Annotated in this window: 14 protein-coding genes; 5 read left to right on the top strand and 9 right to left on the bottom strand. The window is 66.3% G+C overall.

Annotated elements, in window-relative coordinates; translation table 11 throughout:
- Positions 1 to 9: 9 nt before the first annotated feature.
- From AC58D2_RS09640 to AC58D2_RS09630, 3 genes are all read right to left on the bottom strand, one after another.
- Entirely contained in the window at positions 10 to 666 is a 657-nt protein-coding gene (locus AC58D2_RS09640) for an XrtA/PEP-CTERM system exopolysaccharide export protein (RefSeq protein WP_497389703.1), read from the bottom strand.
- A 173-nt stretch (positions 667 to 839) separates the two neighbouring features.
- Positions 840 to 2,069: a pyridoxal-dependent decarboxylase, exosortase A system-associated gene (locus AC58D2_RS09635; protein WP_497389701.1), complete on the bottom strand. Its 1,230-nt coding sequence runs from the start codon at positions 2,067 to 2,069 to the stop codon at positions 840 to 842.
- Entirely contained in the window at positions 2,066 to 3,598 is a 1,533-nt protein-coding gene (locus AC58D2_RS09630) for an acyl-CoA ligase (AMP-forming), exosortase A system-associated (protein ID WP_497389699.1), read from the bottom strand. The genes AC58D2_RS09635 and AC58D2_RS09630 overlap by 4 nt, the downstream gene beginning before the upstream one ends.
- 35 nt (positions 3,599 to 3,633) lie before the next feature.
- On the opposite strand from AC58D2_RS09630, the gene AC58D2_RS09625 reads away from it, so the two are divergent.
- Genes AC58D2_RS09625 through AC58D2_RS09610 form a run of 4 tightly spaced genes read left to right on the top strand, consistent with a single transcriptional unit; the run spans position 3,634 to position 6,395 of the window.
- On the top strand, positions 3,634 to 4,632 hold the full coding sequence (locus AC58D2_RS09625; protein WP_497389697.1) for a GNAT family N-acetyltransferase: 999 nt from the start codon (positions 3,634 to 3,636) through the stop codon (positions 4,630 to 4,632).
- A 10-nt stretch (positions 4,633 to 4,642) separates the two neighbouring features.
- On the top strand, positions 4,643 to 4,903 hold the full coding sequence (locus AC58D2_RS09620) for an acyl carrier protein (RefSeq protein ID WP_497389695.1): 261 nt from the start codon (positions 4,643 to 4,645) through the stop codon (positions 4,901 to 4,903).
- Positions 4,904 to 4,920: 17 nt separating this feature from the next.
- Positions 4,921 to 5,595: an alpha/beta hydrolase family protein gene (locus tag AC58D2_RS09615; RefSeq protein WP_497389693.1), complete on the top strand. Its 675-nt coding sequence runs from the start codon at positions 4,921 to 4,923 to the stop codon at positions 5,593 to 5,595.
- Positions 5,580 to 6,395: a hydrolase 1, exosortase A system-associated gene (locus tag AC58D2_RS09610; protein ID WP_497389691.1), complete on the top strand. Its 816-nt coding sequence runs from the start codon at positions 5,580 to 5,582 to the stop codon at positions 6,393 to 6,395. Before AC58D2_RS09615 ends, AC58D2_RS09610 begins: the two co-directional genes overlap by 16 nt.
- Before the next feature lie 224 nt (positions 6,396 to 6,619).
- Here AC58D2_RS09610 and trxB read toward each other — a convergent pair whose 3' ends face one another.
- Positions 6,620 to 7,585, bottom strand: coding sequence for a thioredoxin-disulfide reductase (gene trxB, locus AC58D2_RS09605; protein ID WP_497389689.1), 966 nt, complete (start codon positions 7,583 to 7,585; stop codon positions 6,620 to 6,622).
- A gap of 100 nt (positions 7,586 to 7,685) precedes the next feature.
- On the opposite strand from trxB, the gene AC58D2_RS09600 reads away from it, so the two are divergent.
- Positions 7,686 to 8,315, top strand: a complete 630-nt coding sequence (locus AC58D2_RS09600) for a class I SAM-dependent methyltransferase (RefSeq protein WP_497389687.1) — start codon at positions 7,686 to 7,688, stop codon at positions 8,313 to 8,315.
- A 35-nt stretch (positions 8,316 to 8,350) separates the two neighbouring features.
- Here the strand turns inward: AC58D2_RS09600 and AC58D2_RS09595 are convergent, their stop codons facing one another.
- The 5 genes from AC58D2_RS09595 to AC58D2_RS09575 form a co-directional block, all read right to left on the bottom strand.
- The gene (locus tag AC58D2_RS09595; protein ID WP_497389685.1) at positions 8,351 to 9,604 is read right to left on the bottom strand and encodes a multidrug effflux MFS transporter; all 1,254 of its coding nucleotides are present in this window, start codon (positions 9,602 to 9,604) and stop codon (positions 8,351 to 8,353) included.
- A 60-nt stretch (positions 9,605 to 9,664) separates the two neighbouring features.
- On the bottom strand, positions 9,665 to 12,502 hold the full coding sequence (locus tag AC58D2_RS09590; RefSeq protein WP_497389683.1) for a M16 family metallopeptidase: 2,838 nt from the start codon (positions 12,500 to 12,502) through the stop codon (positions 9,665 to 9,667).
- Positions 12,503 to 12,671: 169 nt separating this feature from the next.
- Positions 12,672 to 12,974 carry a hypothetical protein gene (locus tag AC58D2_RS09585; RefSeq protein WP_497389681.1) on the bottom strand — a complete coding sequence of 101 codons (303 nt, stop codon included), beginning with the start codon at positions 12,972 to 12,974 and terminating at the stop codon, positions 12,672 to 12,674.
- Positions 12,975 to 12,999: 25 nt separating this feature from the next.
- The gene (locus AC58D2_RS09580; protein WP_497389679.1) at positions 13,000 to 15,885 is read right to left on the bottom strand and encodes a M16 family metallopeptidase; all 2,886 of its coding nucleotides are present in this window, start codon (positions 15,883 to 15,885) and stop codon (positions 13,000 to 13,002) included.
- A gap of 93 nt (positions 15,886 to 15,978) precedes the next feature.
- Positions 15,979 to 18,132, bottom strand: a complete 2,154-nt coding sequence (locus tag AC58D2_RS09575) for an acylase (RefSeq protein WP_497389677.1) — start codon at positions 18,130 to 18,132, stop codon at positions 15,979 to 15,981.
- Positions 18,133 to 18,222 lie beyond the last annotated feature (90 nt).

Raw genomic sequence — 18,222 nt, 5'->3', positions numbered from 1 at the left:
AACCGTTCGTCAGAACATGCTTTCGGGGATGATGATCACGTCGCCGGGCTGCAGGCGGACATTGGCCTTCACGTCGCCGCGCTTGATCAGATCGTTTAGGCGCAGCGCATATTCATGCTGCTTGCCCGTCCCCTTGTCGAAGCGGACCAGCCGCGCCTTGTTGCCCGCGGCATAGTCGCCAAGCCCGCCGACCGCGATCATCGCGTCGAGCACGGTCATGTTCGCGCGATACGGGATCGACGCCGGCTTCTCGGTCGCGCCGACGATGCGGACCTGCTGCGAAAAGGTGCTGTTGAAACTGGTGACGATGACGCTGACGATCGGGTCCTTGATATACTGCCCCAGCGCCAGCTTGATGTCCTGTTGCAGCATCGTGGGCGTCTTGCCGACCGCGGGCAGGTCGGTGATCAGCGGCGTGGTGATCCGGCCGTCGGGACGGACCTGGACCTTGCCGCCGAGTTCAGGATTGCGCCACACGAAGATCTGCAGTTCGTCGAGCGGCCCGATGATATATTCCTCGCCCGGCCCTTCCTGGTTCGCGACGAAGTTCGCGCTCGGCAGTTGCGGTGCGTTCGCGCCGCCCATGCAGCCGGTCAGCGCGGTCGCGGCGATACCGGACACCAGCGCGGCGCGGGCGGCACGGAGCGAGGGGGAGGACGTCTTCATCAAATCACCTTTCGACCGGCCGGGGGTGTCCGCCCCGGGACAAGGCCCGCGGCGACAGCCATTGCGTCAGGGTCAGCCATGCTCGAAAAGGGTGAACATACCGTTAGTATTGGGATAAGTTCGAACCCCGCTTGTCGCGATCTGTCCCGATGTGGAACGGAAAGCGGCCCGCGTCAGACGAGCATTTCGCGCGCCGGCCCCTGTCCCAGAAATGCCGACGGACTTGCCGACGCTCCATAAGCGCCTGCCTGGAAAATCGCAACGAGGTCGCCGACTTCCGCCCGTGGCAACGCCACCTGGTCGCCAAGCCGGTCGAGCGGCGTGCAAAGGCAGCCGACCACCGACACCGTCTCGACGGGTTCGGCGCCAAAGGCGCGGGCGATGGCAATGGGATAGTTGCGGCGGATCACCGTCCCGAAATTGCCGCTCGCCGCCAGTTGGTGATGAAGCCCGCCATCGGTGACCAGAAAGGTTTCGCCGTGGCTCGTCTTGCGATCGACGATCCGCGTCAGATAGACCCCCGCCTCGGCGACGAGCCAGCGTCCGAGTTCCATGGCAAAGCGGCTGTGCGCCAGCATCGGATCGCGCGCGGCGAGCGTTTCCGCAAGCTTCGTCCCGACCGCGGCGACATCGACCGGTCGGTCGCCGGGGAAATAAGGAACGCCCATCCCGCCGCCCAGGTTGACGAGCGGCGGCGGCGCGCCGGCTTCGTTCGCGAGCCGCGCCGCCAGCGCCACCGTCTGCGCCTGCGTATCGGCGATGGCTTCGGCATCGAGCGCCTGCGATCCGGCGAAAATATGGAAGCCCCGCCAGTCGGCGCCCGCCTCGATCAGGCGCTGGACGAGCGCGGGAACGGCGTCGGCGTCAACTCCAAAAGGCTTGGCTCCGCCGCCCATCTTCATGCCCGACCCTTTCAGGTCGAAGTCGGGATTGACCCGCACCGCGAGCCGCGGCGTCACGCCGAGCCGCGCTGCGATAGCCAGCGCGCGCTCGGCCTCGCCGGCCGATTCGAGGTTCAGCGTCGCGCCCGCCGCGATCGCCGCCTCCAGTTCGCGGTCGCGCTTGCCCGGTCCGGCAAAACTGATGTGTTCGGCCGCCATCCCGCTGCCGAGCGCGGCCTTCAACTCGCCTCCGGAGGCGACGTCGAAGCCGTCGACCTGCTCCGCCATGAACGCCAGCAGGGGCGCATAAGGGTTCGCCTTCATCGCGAAATGAAGCTGCACGCCCTCGGGCATCGCGGCGCGCCATTCGGCGACCCGCGCGGCCAGCTTCACACTGTCATAGACGAACAGCGGCGTATCGCCAGCCACGTCAGCAAGCCGCTCGGCACGGTCGCCGCCGATCAGCAGCATGCTGTCGCTGTCGGCGACAAAGCCGGGCGGGATCGGGCCGTGCGGCTTCATGCCGTCACCTGTCCGTCCCACGCCGCCGCGATGGCGACGCGATCGAGCTTTCCATTCGGATTGCGGGGCAGCGTTTCGCGCCACTCCACGACCCTGGGCTGCATGAAATTGGGGAGCGACCGGCGCAGATGGGCGGCCAGCCCCGCGTCGTCTTGCACGCCGTCGCGGCCGCGCACGATCAGGACGATCGCCGCGCCCAGCCGCGCGTCTGGGATGCCGAAGGCGACCGCTTCATAGATCAGGCCCGACGCGACCGCCGCTTCTTCGACCTCGGTCGGGCTGACGCGATTGCCCGCCGTCTTTATCATCGCGTCGTCGCGTCCGACGAACGTCAGCAGTCCCTCGCCATCGCGCTTCACCGTGTCGCCCGACCAGACGGCGGTGCCGCCATAGGCCGATGACGGAGGCGCGGGCCGGAAGCGCCGCGCCGTGCGCTCGGCGTCCTGCCAATAGCCTCGCGCGACGAGCGGCCCGCAATGGACCAGCTCCCCCGGCTCACCGTCTGCGGCGATGCTGCCGTCGGGGCGGCACACGAGAATCTCGGCGTGCGGAATTGCGCGGCCCATCGACGTCGGATGCCCGGCGACGAGCGCCGGGTCGAGATAGGTCGACCGAAACGCCTCGGTCAGTCCGTACATCGGATAGATATCGGCGGCGGGAAACCGGCTTCGCATGGCCTCGATCAGCGATGGCGTCAACGCCCCGCCGCTGTTGGTCAGCCGCTTCAGGTGGGCGGCGGTTTCCGCCGGCCATTCGGTTTCGACAAGCTGCACCCAGAGCGGCGGTACGCCGGCCAGCGTCGTCGCTTCGTATCGCGCCACCGCCTTCACCACATCGCGCGGGGTCAGGTAATCGAGCGGCGCGACCGCCCCTCCGGCGTGCCAGGTCGAAAGAAGCTGGTTCTGACCATAGTCGAAGCTCAGCGGCAGCACGGCAAGCACCCGGTCGGCGGACGTCAATTTCAGATAGGAGGCGACGCTTTCGGCGCCGAGCCACAGATTCGCATGGCTCAGCATCACGCCTTTGGGGCGTCCGGTGGACCCGCTGGTGTAGAGGATCGCGGCGAGATCGTCGGGGTGGGCCTGCGAGGGGGCAAGCGATTCGCCAAAGGAATCGATCGCCCCTTCGGCGGACTTCAGATCCTCCAGCGCGCATCCGGCCGGCCTGTCATCGCCTAGCGCATCGGCACGCGCAGCGTTTGTGACGAGCAGCCTTGCGCCGCTGTCGGCCAGGATATGCGCGACCTGCGGCGCCTTGAGCAGCGGATTGACCGGGACGTGGATCAGCCCCGCCCGCGCGGCCGCCAGCGGCATCAGGCACGCGGCGCGCGTTTTCGCACTCCAGCTTGCCACGCGTTCGCCCGAATCGCCGGCCCGTTGGCGCAACCACGCGGCAAGGCGGCCCACGCCCGCGTCGAGATCGGCAAAACGCATCGCCGTGTCGCCGATCAGAAGCGCAGGCGCATCGGCGGCACCCCGGCGGGCGAGATGGTCGATCGGATACGAGGGAGGGCTTAGGTCTTTGGTCATCGGCTGTTAGGAGAGTGGTGATAGAGGGCCGCATCATGCAAGGGAACGGTGAAGATCGCACTAATGATGAGGCGCTGCCGGCCACAGCGCGCGGCGCGGGCTTCGCCTCGCCCTTCGACCGTCCCGCCTGGTTCGGCCTGCTGGAAGCGCATGGCTTCGCGGGTCGGGGCCGTCACGATGCTCGGGGCGCGGCGGGTACGACGCACGCCTGGCTGCCGCTCCGCGTCGATGGCCCCGGCCGATATTCGGGTCTCGCCAACTGGTACAGCTTCGCGATCCGTCCGCTCTTCACGGGGGAGGACGATCGTTCCGCCGCGCTCGGCGACCTGTTCCGGCGCCTGCGCGGCCACGCGGCCCGATTGACCCTTTATCCGGTCCCCGAGGCCGAACATCATGCCATTGCCGCCGCCTTGCGCGCCGGAGGCTGGTGGGTGAAGGCGGCACCCAAGGGCGACCGCCACTGGCTCGACCTCGGCGACATGGACCATGACGCCTGGTGGGACAGCCGCCCCGGCGCGCTGCGCAACACGGTCCGGCGCAAGGCGAAAAAGGGCGTCGTCGACATCGAGCTGCTCACCGCGTTCGACGCCGACGCGTGGACCGCCTATGAAACGATCTACGCGGCGAGCTGGAAACCCGAAGAAGGCCACCCCGCCCTGCTGCGCGCCTTTGCGGAGGCCGAAAGCGCGCGCGGCACATTTCGCATGGGCCTGGCACGAATCGAGGGGACGCCCGTTGCGGCGCAATTCTGGACGGTCGAGGACGGCACCGCCTTCATCCACAAGCTCGCGCATGTCGAGGACAGCCTGAAAGCCTCGCCCGGTACGCTGCTCTCGGCGGAGCTTTTCCGCCATGTCATCGCGGTCGACGGGGTGCGGCGGGTCGATTTCGGCACCGGCAACGACGGGTACAAGCGCGACTGGATGAACCGGCACGAACCGCTCTGGCATATCGAGGCTTTCAATCCGTCGCGCATCACGGCATGGGGACCGGCGTTAAAGGCTTTTGCGCGCTCGGCATTCGGGCGCGAGTGAGGACAAGAGTGTGACCGATACCGTCGATGCCAATCTCCGCGCGCTGCTCGCCGATGTCCTGGGACTGGGCGAAGATCGCGCCGCCGCGCTGACCGCCGACAGCGGGCTGTTCGGCGAACTTCCCGAATTCGATTCGATGGCGGTCGCGACGGTCCTGACCGAGATGGAGGACCGGCTGGGCATCCTGATCGACGATGATGACGTCGATGGCGAAATCTTTGAAACCTATGGCAATCTGCTCGAATTTGCCGAACGGAAGGTTCGCGGCTGATCGCCGCGCGGGGGCGCATGGACGAACAGATACTTCGCCTCTCCCCCGCCGGGCCGCCGCGTGCGAAAATCCTTTTCGTCCCGCCGCTGTTCGAGGAAGCGAACCGTACCCGCCGCACGCTCGTGCTCGCGATGCGCGCGCTCGCGGGCGCAGGCTTCGCCACGCTGCTGCCCGACCTGCCGGGTCAGAACGAGAGCCTCGTCCCGCTCGTCGAGGTCGATCTTGAACGCTGGAGCGACGCGCTCGCCGACAGCGTGCACGGTATCGACGGACCGCTGATCGTCGCGTCGCTGCGTGGCGGCGCGCTCATCGACCACCGCGCCAGGGCCGCCGCCTGGTGGCGCCTCGCGCCCGCCAGCGGCGCCTCACTGCTTCGCACATTGCTTCGCGCCCGCGTATCGGCCGATCGCGAAGCGGGCATCACCTCGTCGATCGAAGGCTTGCAGGCGGCCGCGCAGACCGAAGCCCTGCTGCTCGCGGGCAATCGCCTGTCGCCTGCGATGATCGCCGGCCTGGGCCAGGCCGAAACGCGGGACGTCGCTCCGCTGCGCACGGTCGCGCTGGGCAGCGGAGAGGGAAAGATCGCCGGAACGCCGCTGTGGCTGCGCGCCGAGCCGGGCGAGGATCCCGCAATGGCGCGCGCGATCGCCGACGATATCATCGGATGGAGCCGGACATGCGGCGTCATCTGAGCTTTGCCTGCGAAGGCGCCGCGCTCGCGGCGACGCTCGATGACGCGCCGGGCACGACGGGCCTCCTCATCGTGTCGGGCGGCAACGAGATTCGCAGCGGCGCGCATCGCGGCATGGCAATGCTCGCACAGCGGATCGCGGCGGCGGGCCATCCAGTATTCCGCTTCGACCGCCGCGGCATCGGCGACAGCGAAGGCGAAAATCGCGGCTTCGAGGCGAGCGGCCCCGACATCGCCGCTGCGATTGCCGCCTTTCGCGCCGCGGCGCCCCACCTGACGCGCATCGTCGCGTTCGGCAATTGCGATGCCGCGAGCGCGCTGCTGCTCCACCAGCCGCTCCCACTCGACGCGCTGATCCTTGCCAACCCGTGGACCTATGACAGCGGAGAGGACGAAAGCGACGCGCCCGCCCTGCCCCCGGCGGCGGCGATCCGCGCCCGCTATTGGGCGCGGCTCAAGGACCCGGCAAGCCTGCTGCGTCTGCTAAGGGGCGACATTGATATCCGAAAATTATTCCGCGGACTATCGGCGCTACTGCGTCCGCCCCAGCCTGCCGCGGCTGGTAGCTTGGTCGACCAGCTAATTGCGGGACTGGTCTCGACCGATCGACCGGTAACGTTTCTGCTCGCGACGGGCGACCGTACGGCTCAGGCTTTCGCTGAGGCTTTCGACACCGCCCTCTTCGCTCTTTCCCGCGATGGACATGCGATCGGCATCGCGCGGCGCGCCAGCGCATCGCACAGCTTCGCCGGCGACGATGCCGATTGGTTGGCAGCGCGGATCGTTGAAAAGCTGAGGTAGATATCGGACGCGCCATCGGCGGTTTTGGGGTGGGAAGCGGCCGTTCGCCTACTCTCTTTCGTCATCCCGGACTTGATCCGGGATCCATAGCAGCGCTGAAGTCATGGACCCCGGATCAAGTCCGGGGTGACGATGATAGATAGGGCGGCTTCCGGTCGATTCCCGCCACCCCCATCCCCGTTAGGGCGGTTCGTCCGCAACCGCGCGATCCTTGCCATCTTGTCCTACGCGTCCACCATCGCGTGATATTCGGCCTCGGCCAGGAAGCGTTCGGCGTCGAGCGCGGCCATGCAGCCCATGCCCGCTGCCGTTACCGCCTGGCGATACACCTTGTCGGTGACGTCGCCCGCCGCGAATACGCCGGGGATCGCGGTCAGCGACGTGCCGGGTGTGACCTCCAGATAGCCGTCGGCGTCGAGCGGCAGCTTGCCCTTGAACAATTCGGTTGCGGGGCTGTGACCGATCGCGACGAAGCCGCCGTCGGTCGCCTCATGGCTCGCTTCACCGGTTTCGGTGTCGATCAAATCGACCCCGACGAGTCCCGCATTGCCTTCGCCCGCGACGAAGCGCGCGACCGTCTTGTTCCACAGGACCTTGATCTTCGGATTGGCGAACAGCCGGTCCTGCAGGATCTTTTCGGCGCGCAAGGTATCGCGGCGGTGGATCAGCGTCACATCGTCGCTGTGGTTGGTCAGGTACAAGGCTTCCTCGACCGCGGTGTTGCCGCCGCCGATCACCACGACCTTCTTGCCGCGATAGAAAAAGCCGTCGCACGTCGCGCACGCCGACACGCCCTTGCCGCCGAGTTCCTGCTCGCCGGGGGCCCCCAGCCATTTCGCCTGCGCGCCCGTCGCGATCACCAGCGTCTCGGCCAGATAGACGTCGCCGCCGTCGCCAGTCAGCTTGAACGGGCGCTGCGACACGTCGACATCGACGATCGTGTCCCAGATCATGCTCGTCCCGACGTGCACCGCCTGGGCGGTCATCTGTTCCATCAGCCACGGCCCCTGGATCACCTCGGCGAAACCGGGATAATTCTCGACGTCGGTCGTGATGGTCAGCTGCCCGCCCGGCTGGAGCCCCTGCACGACGATCGGCTTCATCCCCGCGCGCGCGGCGTAAATCGCCGCCGACAGGCCGGCCGGCCCGGAGCCGAGGATGAGCATCTTGGTGTGGTGAGTGGTGGGCATGATTGTCCTTCGCTGACGCCGCTCCGGCGCGGGAGCGAGAGATGGGTGTTGCCAAGCGCGCTAGCAAGGGACAGGCTGCACGCCAAGGGGAGACAGGCCGATGGCAAGCTGGTGGGAACGACACGGGGTACCGCGCCTGATCAAATGCGCCTGCTCGCAGGGACAGATCATGAAGGCACGCAGCAGGGTCGTGCCGCACGCAACGGGCGACGTGCTCGAACTCGGCTGCGGCGGCGGGATCAACATGGAATTCTATGACTGGAACCGCGTGTCGAGCTTCACCGGGCTCGACCCCTCGCCCGAACTGCTCGCGATGAGCCGCGCGGCGGCGCAGGATCGCGGGATCGAGGCGCGAATCGAAGGCGGGGTCGGCGAAGCGATGCCGTTCGACGATGATCGCTTCGACACGGTGGTCACGACCTTCACCCTCTGTTCGGTGGCCGATCAGGCGGCGGTGCTGGCCGAAATTCGCCGCGTCCTGAAACCCGGCGGCACTGCCCTGTTCCTGGAACATGGCGGCGCCCCCGATGCGCCGGTCGCAAAATGGCAGCGCCGGATCGAGCCGCTATGGAAACGAATCGGCGGCAATTGTCACCTGACCCGGCCGATTTCGGATGCCTATGCCGGGGCGGGCTTCGCCGTCGACCGGCAAGGCGCGCACTATATCCCGAAAACCCCGCGCCCCTTCGGCTGGATCGAGTTCGGCGCGGCGCGCGCGCATGGCGGCTGACGGGCGTCACGGCGGCTGTTGCCGCGGCGTACCCGTTAGAACGGGCTTTTCGGCGCGGTACCCGGCCGCGTGAACAGCCGGCCCCGCTCGGCCCACAGCACCAGCAACAGCCCCGCGGCGGCACAGCCCATGAAGGCATAGGCCAGCGGCAGCGTCGTACCGTCATACTGCTGACCGATCGCGGCGCCGACGACCGCGGCGAGCAGGGCACGGGCAAAGCTCTGATACGAGGATGCGACGCCCGCCATATGGCCGAAATCCTCCATCGCGATCGACCCGAAATTGCTGCCGATAAAGCCGATCAGGCCGACATTCGCCATCATCAGCACGGTGAACATCGGCAGTGTTTCGATACCGCTCAGCGCCGCGATTATCTGGGCGAGCGCGGTCGCCATGAAGGCGAAGACCGCGGTCTGCGACACGCGCCGCGCGCCGAACCGCTCGACGATGCGCGAATTGGAAAAATTGGCGATCGCGATTCCGATCGCGACACAGGCAAAGATCAGCGGGAACAGCGCACGGGCATCGAACACCTCGGCGATAATCTGTTCGCTGCTGTTCAGATAGCCGAACAGCGCACCCTGCATCACCCCCGCCGCGATCATATAGCCCGCGGCGCGGCGGTGCCGTGTCACCGTGATCCAGCCCGCAACCATCGTCCGCCAGTCGAGCCGGCGCACATCCTCGGCGGCAAGCGTCTCCGGCAGGCGGCGCAGCCAGACGAGCATCAGCAGCGCCATCGCGGCGAAGAGAAAGAAGATCGCGCGCCATCCGGCGATCGCCGCAACCCCGGCGCCGATCGACGGCGCGATAATCGGCACGATCATGAACACCAGGAAGATCAGGGACATGCGCTTCGCCATCGCGTCCCCGACGAACAGATCGCGGATCACCGCGACGACGATCACGCCGAGCGCCGCGCTGATGAAGCCATGTCCGAAACGCAGCGCCAGCAGCATCGGAAAGCTCGTCGCAAGCCCGCTGCCGATCGCGAACAGCGCGTAAACCACGAGCGCGGGCACCAGCACCCCCTTGCGCCCGAAGCGATCGGCAAGCGGGCCATAGACGAGCGATCCGAACCCGACACCGAGCAGATAGACCGATATCACGAACTGGCGATCGTTCGCCACCGTGACCCCCAGCGCCTCGCCGATCGCCGGCAAGGTCGGCAGCATCGAGTCGATGGCGAGGGCGTTGAGCGCCATCACCATCGCCATCATCAGCACCATCTCGCGGTCGCCGGGCAGGCGAACCGACGGGGTCGGCGAGGCATGAGTCGGGTTGGACATGATGGCAACCCTATGAAGAGGATCGGCTCCTTTGGCCAGAGCCGACCCGTGGCTTCATAGCTATTCGCCGACCGTCATCACCTCGACCGGCAGGCCCAGCTTGTCGAGCTGCGGCCGCACCGTCTTGGCATCGCCGACGACGACAATGACCAAGTGCCCCGGTTGCAGGTCCTTCGCCGCGGCAGCGTTCAGGGTCTGCGCGGTCAGCGCACCATAGATCGCCGGAAGCGTCTCATAATAGTCGTCGGCACGGCCGAAGCGGACGATCTCGTCGATCCCGCCCGCAATCTGTCCGCGCGTCTCGAAGCGGTTGGGCAGGCCGCGTATATTGCCTTCCTTGATCCGGTTGACCTCGACCGCGGTCGCGCCACGCGTCGCCGGATATTCCTTCATCTCGCGCAGGATCTCCGCGATCGCATCGCCGGTGCGGTCGCTCTGCACCGGCGCCTGGATCATGTGCGGCATCCGGCCTTCGGTCTCCTGGATGCGGCTGCGCACGCCATAGGACCAGCCCTTGGCTTCGCGCAGATTGCTGTTGAGGCGCGACAGGAACCCGTTGCCGAGAATCTCGTTCGATGCCTGCAACACCTCGTTCGCGTCCTTGCCCGTTTCGGGCAGCACCTGCCCCGCCGCGATCACCGACTGCGGTGCGCCGGGACGGTCGATCAGCACGATATGCTGGGCCTGCGTCGGAACGGCCGCATCGATGTTCTTGCGCACAGCGGGGGTTGCCGGCGCCTTCCAGTCGCCCAAAGCCCGGTTGAGCGCGGCCACGGCTTCCGCCTCGTCGACGTCGCCGACGACGACGATCCGGGCCGTGTCGGGCCGGATCGACGCCGCATGCGCGGCCGCGAGGTCCGCAGGGCTCAGCTTGGCGACAACATCGCGACTGCCCGTACCGGTCAGCGGCGCGCCATAGGGATGTGTCTTGCCATAGAGGAGCGGCGGCAACGCGCGCATCGCGAGCAGGAACGGGCTATTCTCTTCCTGCGCGATCCCCGCAAGCCGCTGATCGCGTACCCGGTCGACCTCGGCGGGTGCGAAGGCGGGGTTGCGCAGGATGTCGGCCATCAATGCGAGCGACGGGGCCAGGTTGCTCGACAGCGCATCGAGCGACGCATAGGTTGAATCGAGTCCCGCGCCGACGTCGATGCGCGCACCGAGCCGCTCCTGCTCGGACGCGATCGTGATCGCATCGCGGGTCTTGCTCCCCTCTTCGAGCATCGCCGCCATGAAGCTTTGCGTCCCGCGCGCGTCGGGGGCATCGGCGGCATAGCCCGCGTCGAAGCTGATCGTCACCGTGACCTTGGGCACTGCGGTCCGCTTCGCGAAATAGACCGGGATGCCGTTCTGCAGCGTCGCATGCTCGATCGTCGGGAAATCGAACGCAGCGACCGGTTCGACGGGCGGAAAGTCTCGCTTTTCCGGCGCGGCCTCCCCAGGCGCGGGATCGCCCGCACCGCGATAGAAGCCGATGCGCGGGCTACCCGCTTTCTCCCATCCGCCGCGGTTCTCGCCACCCTCGGTTCGTTCGCCGGGATCGACGCGGATCGCCGCGACGGGGCGCGTCAGCCATTTGCCCATCGCGGCGCGCACATCGGCCGGGGTCAGCGCCGCGAGTGCCGCGAGATCCTTTTTATATTTGTCCGGATCGTTCGAAAAGACGAGCCCCTCGGCCAGCGTCGCCCCCTTGCCGCCGAACCCGCCGACCTGCTCGAGCTGGCCGACCTGCGAGGATACGAGGCTCGCGACTGCGCGGTCGAGTTCTTCCTGCGTCGGCCCGTTCGCGATGAAATCGGACAGGATCGCGTCATAGCGCGCTTCGGCCTTGGCGACATCGACGCCGGGCTTCACGTCGATATAGCTTTGCACCATCGACGCCTGCTGGAACGGCAACAGATAGGCGGTCACCGCAACCGCAAGCTGTTCCTTGCGGACGAGCAGGTTGTCGAGCCGCGAACTCGCGAGCCCGCCCAGAATATACATGCCCGCCGTCAGCGGCGCATAGCTTTCGTCGTTCAGGCCCGGCACCGCCCAGTTGCGATAGAGGCGCGTCGTCGCGACCTGGTCGGTGATCGTCTTCGAAAACGGCTTGTCGAGCGTCGGCACCGGCGCCTTCACCGGCGCGATCGGCGGACCCGCCGGTATGTCGCCGAACCAGCGTTCGACCTTCGCCTTGGCGGTGGCGGCATCGATATCGCCCGCGAGCACGAGCACCGCGTTGTTCGGTCCGTAATTGTCGCGGAACCACGTCTTGACGTCGGCCAGGCTCGCGGCGTCGAGGTCGGCCATCGAACCGATCGTCGAGTGACGATAGGGGTGGCCGACCGGGAACAGCGCATCCTGCACTTCATATTCGACGATGCCATAGGGCTGGTTGTCGCCCTGCCGCTTTTCGTTCTGGACGACGCCGCGCTGCTGGTCGAGCTTCTCCTGCGTCACCGCGCCCAGCAAATGCCCCATGCGGTCGCTTTCCATGAACAGCGCAAGGTCGAGAGCCCCCGTCGGCACCGTCTCGACATAGTTGGTGCGGTCGAGCCAGGTCGACCCGTTGGTCGGGGTCGATCCCGCCGCCTCCAGCGGCTCGTCGAAATTGGGGACATTCTCGCTGCCGCCGAACATCAGATGCTCGAACAGATGCGCAAAGCCGGTCTTGCCCTTGGGCTCGTTCTTCGATCCGACTCGGTAATAGGTCGTTACTCCGACGATCGGCGCCTTGCGGTCGGTATGGACCAATATGGTGAGCCCGTTGTCGAGCTGGAATTGCTCATAGGATATGTCGACCGCCGCAACGGTCGCGTCCAGCGCCTTGGCCGCGGCGGGTGCCTCGGCCGCGGCAACGACGATGGGCGCGCCCGACAAGGCCAGCGCAAGAGCGGCCAGAGAGGCCGAAAGCATTTGGTTCCGCATGATTTTCCCCGTGTTGCGAACGCGATGGTTCATGCTGGACTATCGGCGGGGACGCGACCAGCACCAAATGCTTTTCGACGAGTGACAGCGATGAAAGCGCAAAAAAGGCCGCCCGTCGCCAGCGCAACGAGCGGCCGATCTGTTCGATTGCAGGCGATCAGGCCTGGCGCGTGCCGGTCATCGCCATCGATCCGAACGGTCCGGCCTTGATCGTGCCGGTCAGCGCGTCGCCGTCGATCGTCGCTTCGCATTCGAGCGTCATCGGCATCGGCACCTTCATGTTCATGGTCCAGGTCAGCTTGTTGCCGTCGACCTTGCCGTTCTCGACATCGAGCGAGCCCATCGCGCCCGCATTCTGCCCGGTGAAGCTGTCGCCGTCGCTCTTGACGGTAAAGACCGACTTCTGGTCGCCCATCGGCGACTTGGTCACGCAATCATAGCTACCATCGACTTGAGACATTGGGGCTCTCCTACTGAAACTGATGTCAATTAGACGGTGTCGCTGTTTCCACGGTCAGGCCCAGTCCGTCAAGCTGCGGTTTCACCGTTGCCGCGTCGCCGACCACGACATAGACGAGGTCGTCGACGCTGAGCGCTTTTCGCGCCGCCGCATCGATTTCGGCCGCGGTCATCGCTTCATAGGTCGCGGGCAGCTTTTCGTAATAATCGTCGGGACGATCGAATTTGACGATCGAGCGCAGCCCCCCGAGTACGTCGCCCGACGTCTCGAAACTGCCGGGAAGCGCGCGGACGCTACCGTTGATCGTGCGCTCAAGCTCTTCGGCGGTCGTCCCCTTGTCGCCCAGATAGGCGGTCAGGTCCTCGCGGAACGCCTTGATCGAATCGCCGGTCCGGTCGGCCTGAACCGGTGCGATCGCAACCCAGGTCAGCCGTCCGGCATCGTCGGATACGCCCGACCGGACACCATAGGACCAGCCCTTCGTTTCGCGCAGGTCCATGTTGAATCGCGACAGGAAGCTGCCACCGAAAATATCGTTCGCGGCGCGCAGGATTTCCAGGTCGTCACCGCCCTTGGCATCCAGCACCTTGCCCGCGAGGATCACCGACTGCGGCGACTTGGGCCGGTCGACGAGCAGGATGCGCGGCTTCGGCTGCGGGATCGCAACGTCGAAATCCTTTTCCGGCTTCGGCGTCTTGGGGGGCGTCCAGGTTCCAAGCGTCGCATCGAGCTGCTTTTTCACCTCGGCAAGGGTCGTGTCGCCGACGACGAAGATACGCGCGTTGTCGGGCCGAACCCAGCTATCGTGAAACGCGACCAGATCGGCGCGGGTCGCGCTCTTCACCGCTTCGGCCGTGCCCAACCCCGACGGCGGGATGCCATAGGGATGATCGGCTCCATACAGCACCGGCCGCAGCACGCGCGATGCGATCGCGCGCGGGTCGTTGAGTTCGGCCTTCAGCCGCGTGAGCTGCTGCGCGCGCACGCGCTCGAGTTCGTTGGCGTCGAAGGCGGGGTTGCGGATATAGTCGGCCAGCAGGTTCAGCGACGGCCGCAGGTTCGGCTTCAGCGCGAACAGGCTGAAAATCGTTTCGTCGGCATTGGCCGATCCATCGATCGCGGCGCCAAGCCGTTCCTTCGCTTCGGCAAAGGCGATCGAATCGAGGTTCGTCGTACCTTCGTCCATCAGGCTGAGCATCAGCGACTGGGTGCCGAGCGCGCTGTGCGGGTCGGCGGCATAGCCCGCGTCGAAGCTGACCGCGACCTGCACCGTCGGCACGGCGTCGCGATGCGCAAAGAAGACCGGAATGCCATTCTTCAGCGTCGCGCGCTCGATCGCGGGAAACTCCAGCGCCTTCAGTTCGGCGACCGGCGGCAATTGCGACCGGTCGGCGACGAAGGATGCGGTGCCGATCCCCGCGTCGGGGCCGACATCGCCCAGCTCGGGATTCCAGTAGCGATCGGGCGCGACCGCCTCGCTGGCCTTGCCGTCGCGCACCGCGCCGCCGCGATTTTCTCCCCCCTCGGTCCGCTCGCCCGGCACATAGGTCAGCGAGAACGCCGGACGCGACAGCCATTTGTTCGCGACCGCCTTCACCTCGGCGGGGGTTGCCTTCGCCATCCGCGCAAGTTCGGTTTTGTAATAGGCCGGATCGTTGGAATAGAGCGCGCCCTCGGCGAGCGTCACCGCCTTGCCGCCGAATCCCCCGACCGATTCCAGGCTCGCGATCATGCCGCCCAGCGTGCTCGCGGCGGTGCGCTGCAATTCATCGGCGGTCGGCCCGGTCGTCAGGAAGTTGGCGATTTCCTCGTCCAGCTTCTTGCCGACGACATCGGGCGAGACGCCGTCCTTGACGTCGGCCTGGACGATCAGGATGCCCGCATCCTCGAACGGCTGGGCATAGGCCGACACGCTGACCGCGACCGGGTCCTTGCGGACCATCGCATTGTCGAGGCGCGAACTCGACAGCCCGCCAAGGACGCCCATCGCCATCTGCAGCGGCACCGCTTCGGGATCGTTAAGCCCGGGGATCGCCCACATGCGATAGATGCGCGTCGTCGGGACCATGTCGTGAACCGTCTTGGCCAGCGGCGCGGGCAGCGTCGGAACCGTGACCTTCGGCATCTCGACCCCGGGGCCGCGCGGAATGTCGCCGAACCATGTCTCGACCTTCGCCTTCGCGGTCGCGGCATCGATATCGCCCGCGAGCACGAGCACCGCGTTGTTCGGCCCGTAATGACCGGTGAACCACCCCTTCACATCGTCGAGCGTCGCCGTGTTGAGATCGTCCATCGAGCCGATGGTGCTGTGATGATAGGGATGCCCCGACGGAAAGAGATTTTCGAATATCTCGTAACGCAGCAGACCGAACGGCCGATTGTCGCCCTGTCGTTTCTCGTTCTGCACGACGCTGCGCTGGTTATCGAGCTTTTCCTGCGTCACCGCGCCGAGCAGATGCCCCATGCGGTCGCTTTCCAGGAACAGCGCCCGGTCGATCGCACCGGTCGGAACGGTCTCGAAATAATTGGTGCGGTCCATGTTGGTCGTACCGTTGCTGTCGGTCGCGCCGACCTGTTCGAGCGGTTCGAAGAAATCGCCGGGCGAATTTTCCGATCCGTTGAACATCAGATGTTCGAACAGATGGGCAAAGCCCGTCTTGCCGGCGGGCTCGTTCTTCGATCCGACGCGGTACCACACCGACACCGCGACCACGGGTGCCTTGTGGTCTTCGTGGACGATGACGCGCAGCCCGTTGTCGAGCGTGAACGCCTGGTACGGAATGTCGACCGCTTTCACCAGGTCGGCGATCGGCGCGGCCTGTTCGGCTTTCGCCCTGGCGAGCGCGGGACCGGCGGCGACGAGCGAGGTCGAAAGCGCCAGGGCTATGGCGAAACGATGAAAACGGGGCATGGATGCTCCTCAGGGCAGATGGGGGCGCGAACGATGGTCGCGGCGGCGCCGGACGGCGGTGTGTGAGAGGTTTAGGACACGGCTTTCGCGCTTTCAAGGGCGATAGAAGCGCGCACCGCTGGCCTTGAGCACCGCCGGGTCGAACAGCACCGGCTTGAGCTCGTGCCGTACAAACAGCGGCGCCTGGTCGTTGTAATGCGGACTGTCGGGCCGCGTCGTCGCGGCGCCAAAGGGTTGGATCGATTGCGAATGCACGCGCCCCGCCTTGTCCCACGTCACGAACATGATGAAGCTGTCGCCATGGCGCACCTTCAGCCGCCCGTCGGGTTCGACGTCCCACAGGGTCGAGGCGCGTACCGTGTCGTTGCCGCCGTCGAGCGGCAGGTCGACGCGGTTCGGGCCCTCGCCGTGGCGCAGGCGCAGCACGGTTCCCAGCTTCGGGTCGAGCCCGGCAAAATGCTCCTGCAGGTGCGCGACGACCTCCTTCAGCACCTCGCGCGGATCGGGATCGGCCCGCCGCTGGTAATGGGCTCCGCCGGCGGGGCGCAGCACCATCAGCGCGAGCGCGTCGCCATGCCCCTTGCCGTCCAGATTCCAGTCCCATTCGCCGAGCAGCCTCTGCGCCCTGGCCAGCGCGGGATCGCCGCTCGTGTCGAGCGCGAGCAGCTTGTCCATCCACGCCTTCGCATAGCCCGTCTTCGCATAAGCGGTGTCATATTTGATCTGCTTCAGCCGCGCCTCGTCGATCTGGCCCGACGCCTCGAACAGCTCGATCAGCCGCGTCGCGCGATTGGTCATATCGTCCTCGATCCCGAGCAAGGGCGAAAACGCCGCGGCGTCGAGCTCGTCGCCGGGTCCCGCCGCGACCCACGGCGTATTGTTCGCGTTGACCACATAGCCGGACGCGGGATTGACAAGCGCCGGGACGCGATCGAACGGCAGCGTCTTCGTCCACACATCGGCTGACGTATCGCCGGGCAGGATGCCGCGCCAGTCGAACCCGCGCGGCCGGTCGGGGAACATCGCATTATAGAAAAGGCCGATATTGCCCTTCGCATCGGCATAGATGAAATTGGTCGCCGGCACGCCCTGCGCCGCCATTGCCGCGCGCCATTCTGCAAAATTCTTCGCCTTGTTCAGCCGGTAATATTGCGTGACCATATTCGCCTGGTCGATCCCGGCGTAGCGGATCGCAAAAGCGCCCTTGTCATTCTCGATCACCGGTCCCTGCACCGATCGATAGACGGTTCGCGGCACCGGCAACACGAACGGACCGAATCTGACCTTCAGCCAGACGCGCTTTTTCTCGAGCGGCAGCCATTTGCCATCGAACCGATAGTTTTTGCCGCTTTCGTCGAGCGTTAGCTTGTAAACGTCGATCAGGTCGGGCCGGTTTACCGTGTTCGTCCAGCCGAGATATTTATTGTGGCCGAGAAAGGGATAGGGCGAACCCGGGAAGTTCGCGCCCGCGAAATCCCATCCCTGCTCGCTGTGAACCACCAGTTCGTACCAGGCGACTCCGCCCGTCCACGGCTGGTGCGAGTTCGAGACGAGCCGCGTCGTGCCGTCGGCCATGCGCGACGGCGCCACCGCGATTCCGTTCGACCCGTTCTCGCCGGGATCGCGCCCCAGCGGCGTGTCGGATCGCGGCACGACCTTTCCGGTGACGCCGAGCGGGGGGCCACCCTCGCGCCCGAGCGGCTTGCCTTCGCTGAGCTTTCCGAGCACCGAATCGAGTCCGAAGAAGAACGGCGAACGCAGCACGAAACCCGCGACGACGTCTTCGCCCGTCACCGGGAACAGGCCGCGCAGCCGCACTTCGCCCGGATGCTTGTCGGCATAATGGTTGAGCCCGGCGGCATAGGCGGTGAAAAGCTGCTTCACATCCTCGGGCAGCCGCGGCCAGTCGCGCGCGGTCGTGTCGCGCACGCCCAGCAATGCCGCGGCATAGTCGATCTTTGCCCCATCCTCGCCAAGCATCGCTCCGGCACGTCCCCGCGTCATTGCGAGCACCTCCTGCAGGGTCGAAAAATCGTCCTCGGCATGGGCATAGGCGACGCCATAGGCAACATCGGCATCGGTCTTGCCAAAGATATGCGGCACGCCGAATGCGTCGCGGGCAATCTGGACGCTCGCGGGCTTGTATGTGGGCGCGACCGGGCTCTCGGCGGACAGCGGTTCCCATACCGCGAGTCCGATCGCGACCACGATCAGCACCGCCAACACCCCAATCAGAAATTTGCGCATCCGCTTTCCCATTCGCTGCATTATCTCTTGCGAGGCGCCCTAATGACCGAAAAAATGCACGACGGAAAGCCACGCTCTTGTGTTGCATAA

The sequence above is a fragment of the Sphingopyxis sp. CR5 genome (assembly GCF_059693785.1).
The sequence above is the reverse complement of the archived record's forward strand: the minus strand, read 5'-3'. Positions and strand labels throughout refer to the sequence as shown.

Bases quoted from the DNA above. Each gene is read 5' to 3' on its own strand.
- AC58D2_RS09640 (WP_497389703.1), bottom strand. From the start codon at position 666: ATGAAGACGTCCTCCCCCTCGCTCCGTGCCGCCCGCGCCGCGCTGGTG.
- AC58D2_RS09635 (WP_497389701.1), bottom strand. From the start codon at position 2,069: ATGAAGCCGCACGGCCCGATCCCGCCCGGCTTTGTCGCCGACAGCGAC.
- AC58D2_RS09630 (WP_497389699.1), bottom strand. From the start codon at position 3,598: ATGACCAAAGACCTAAGCCCTCCCTCGTATCCGATCGACCATCTCGCC.
- AC58D2_RS09625 (WP_497389697.1), top strand. From the start codon at position 3,634: ATGCAAGGGAACGGTGAAGATCGCACTAATGATGAGGCGCTGCCGGCC.
- AC58D2_RS09615 (WP_497389693.1), top strand. From the start codon at position 4,921: ATGGACGAACAGATACTTCGCCTCTCCCCCGCCGGGCCGCCGCGTGCG.
- AC58D2_RS09610 (WP_497389691.1), top strand. From the start codon at position 5,580: ATGCGGCGTCATCTGAGCTTTGCCTGCGAAGGCGCCGCGCTCGCGGCG.
- trxB (WP_497389689.1), bottom strand. From the start codon at position 7,585: ATGCCCACCACTCACCACACCAAGATGCTCATCCTCGGCTCCGGGCCG.
- AC58D2_RS09600 (WP_497389687.1), top strand. From the start codon at position 7,686: ATGGCAAGCTGGTGGGAACGACACGGGGTACCGCGCCTGATCAAATGC.
- AC58D2_RS09595 (WP_497389685.1), bottom strand. From the start codon at position 9,604: ATGTCCAACCCGACTCATGCCTCGCCGACCCCGTCGGTTCGCCTGCCC.
- AC58D2_RS09590 (WP_497389683.1), bottom strand. From the start codon at position 12,502: ATGCTTTCGGCCTCTCTGGCCGCTCTTGCGCTGGCCTTGTCGGGCGCG.
- AC58D2_RS09585 (WP_497389681.1), bottom strand. From the start codon at position 12,974: ATGTCTCAAGTCGATGGTAGCTATGATTGCGTGACCAAGTCGCCGATG.
- AC58D2_RS09580 (WP_497389679.1), bottom strand. From the start codon at position 15,885: ATGCCCCGTTTTCATCGTTTCGCCATAGCCCTGGCGCTTTCGACCTCG.
- AC58D2_RS09575 (WP_497389677.1), bottom strand. From the start codon at position 18,132: ATGCGCAAATTTCTGATTGGGGTGTTGGCGGTGCTGATCGTGGTCGCG.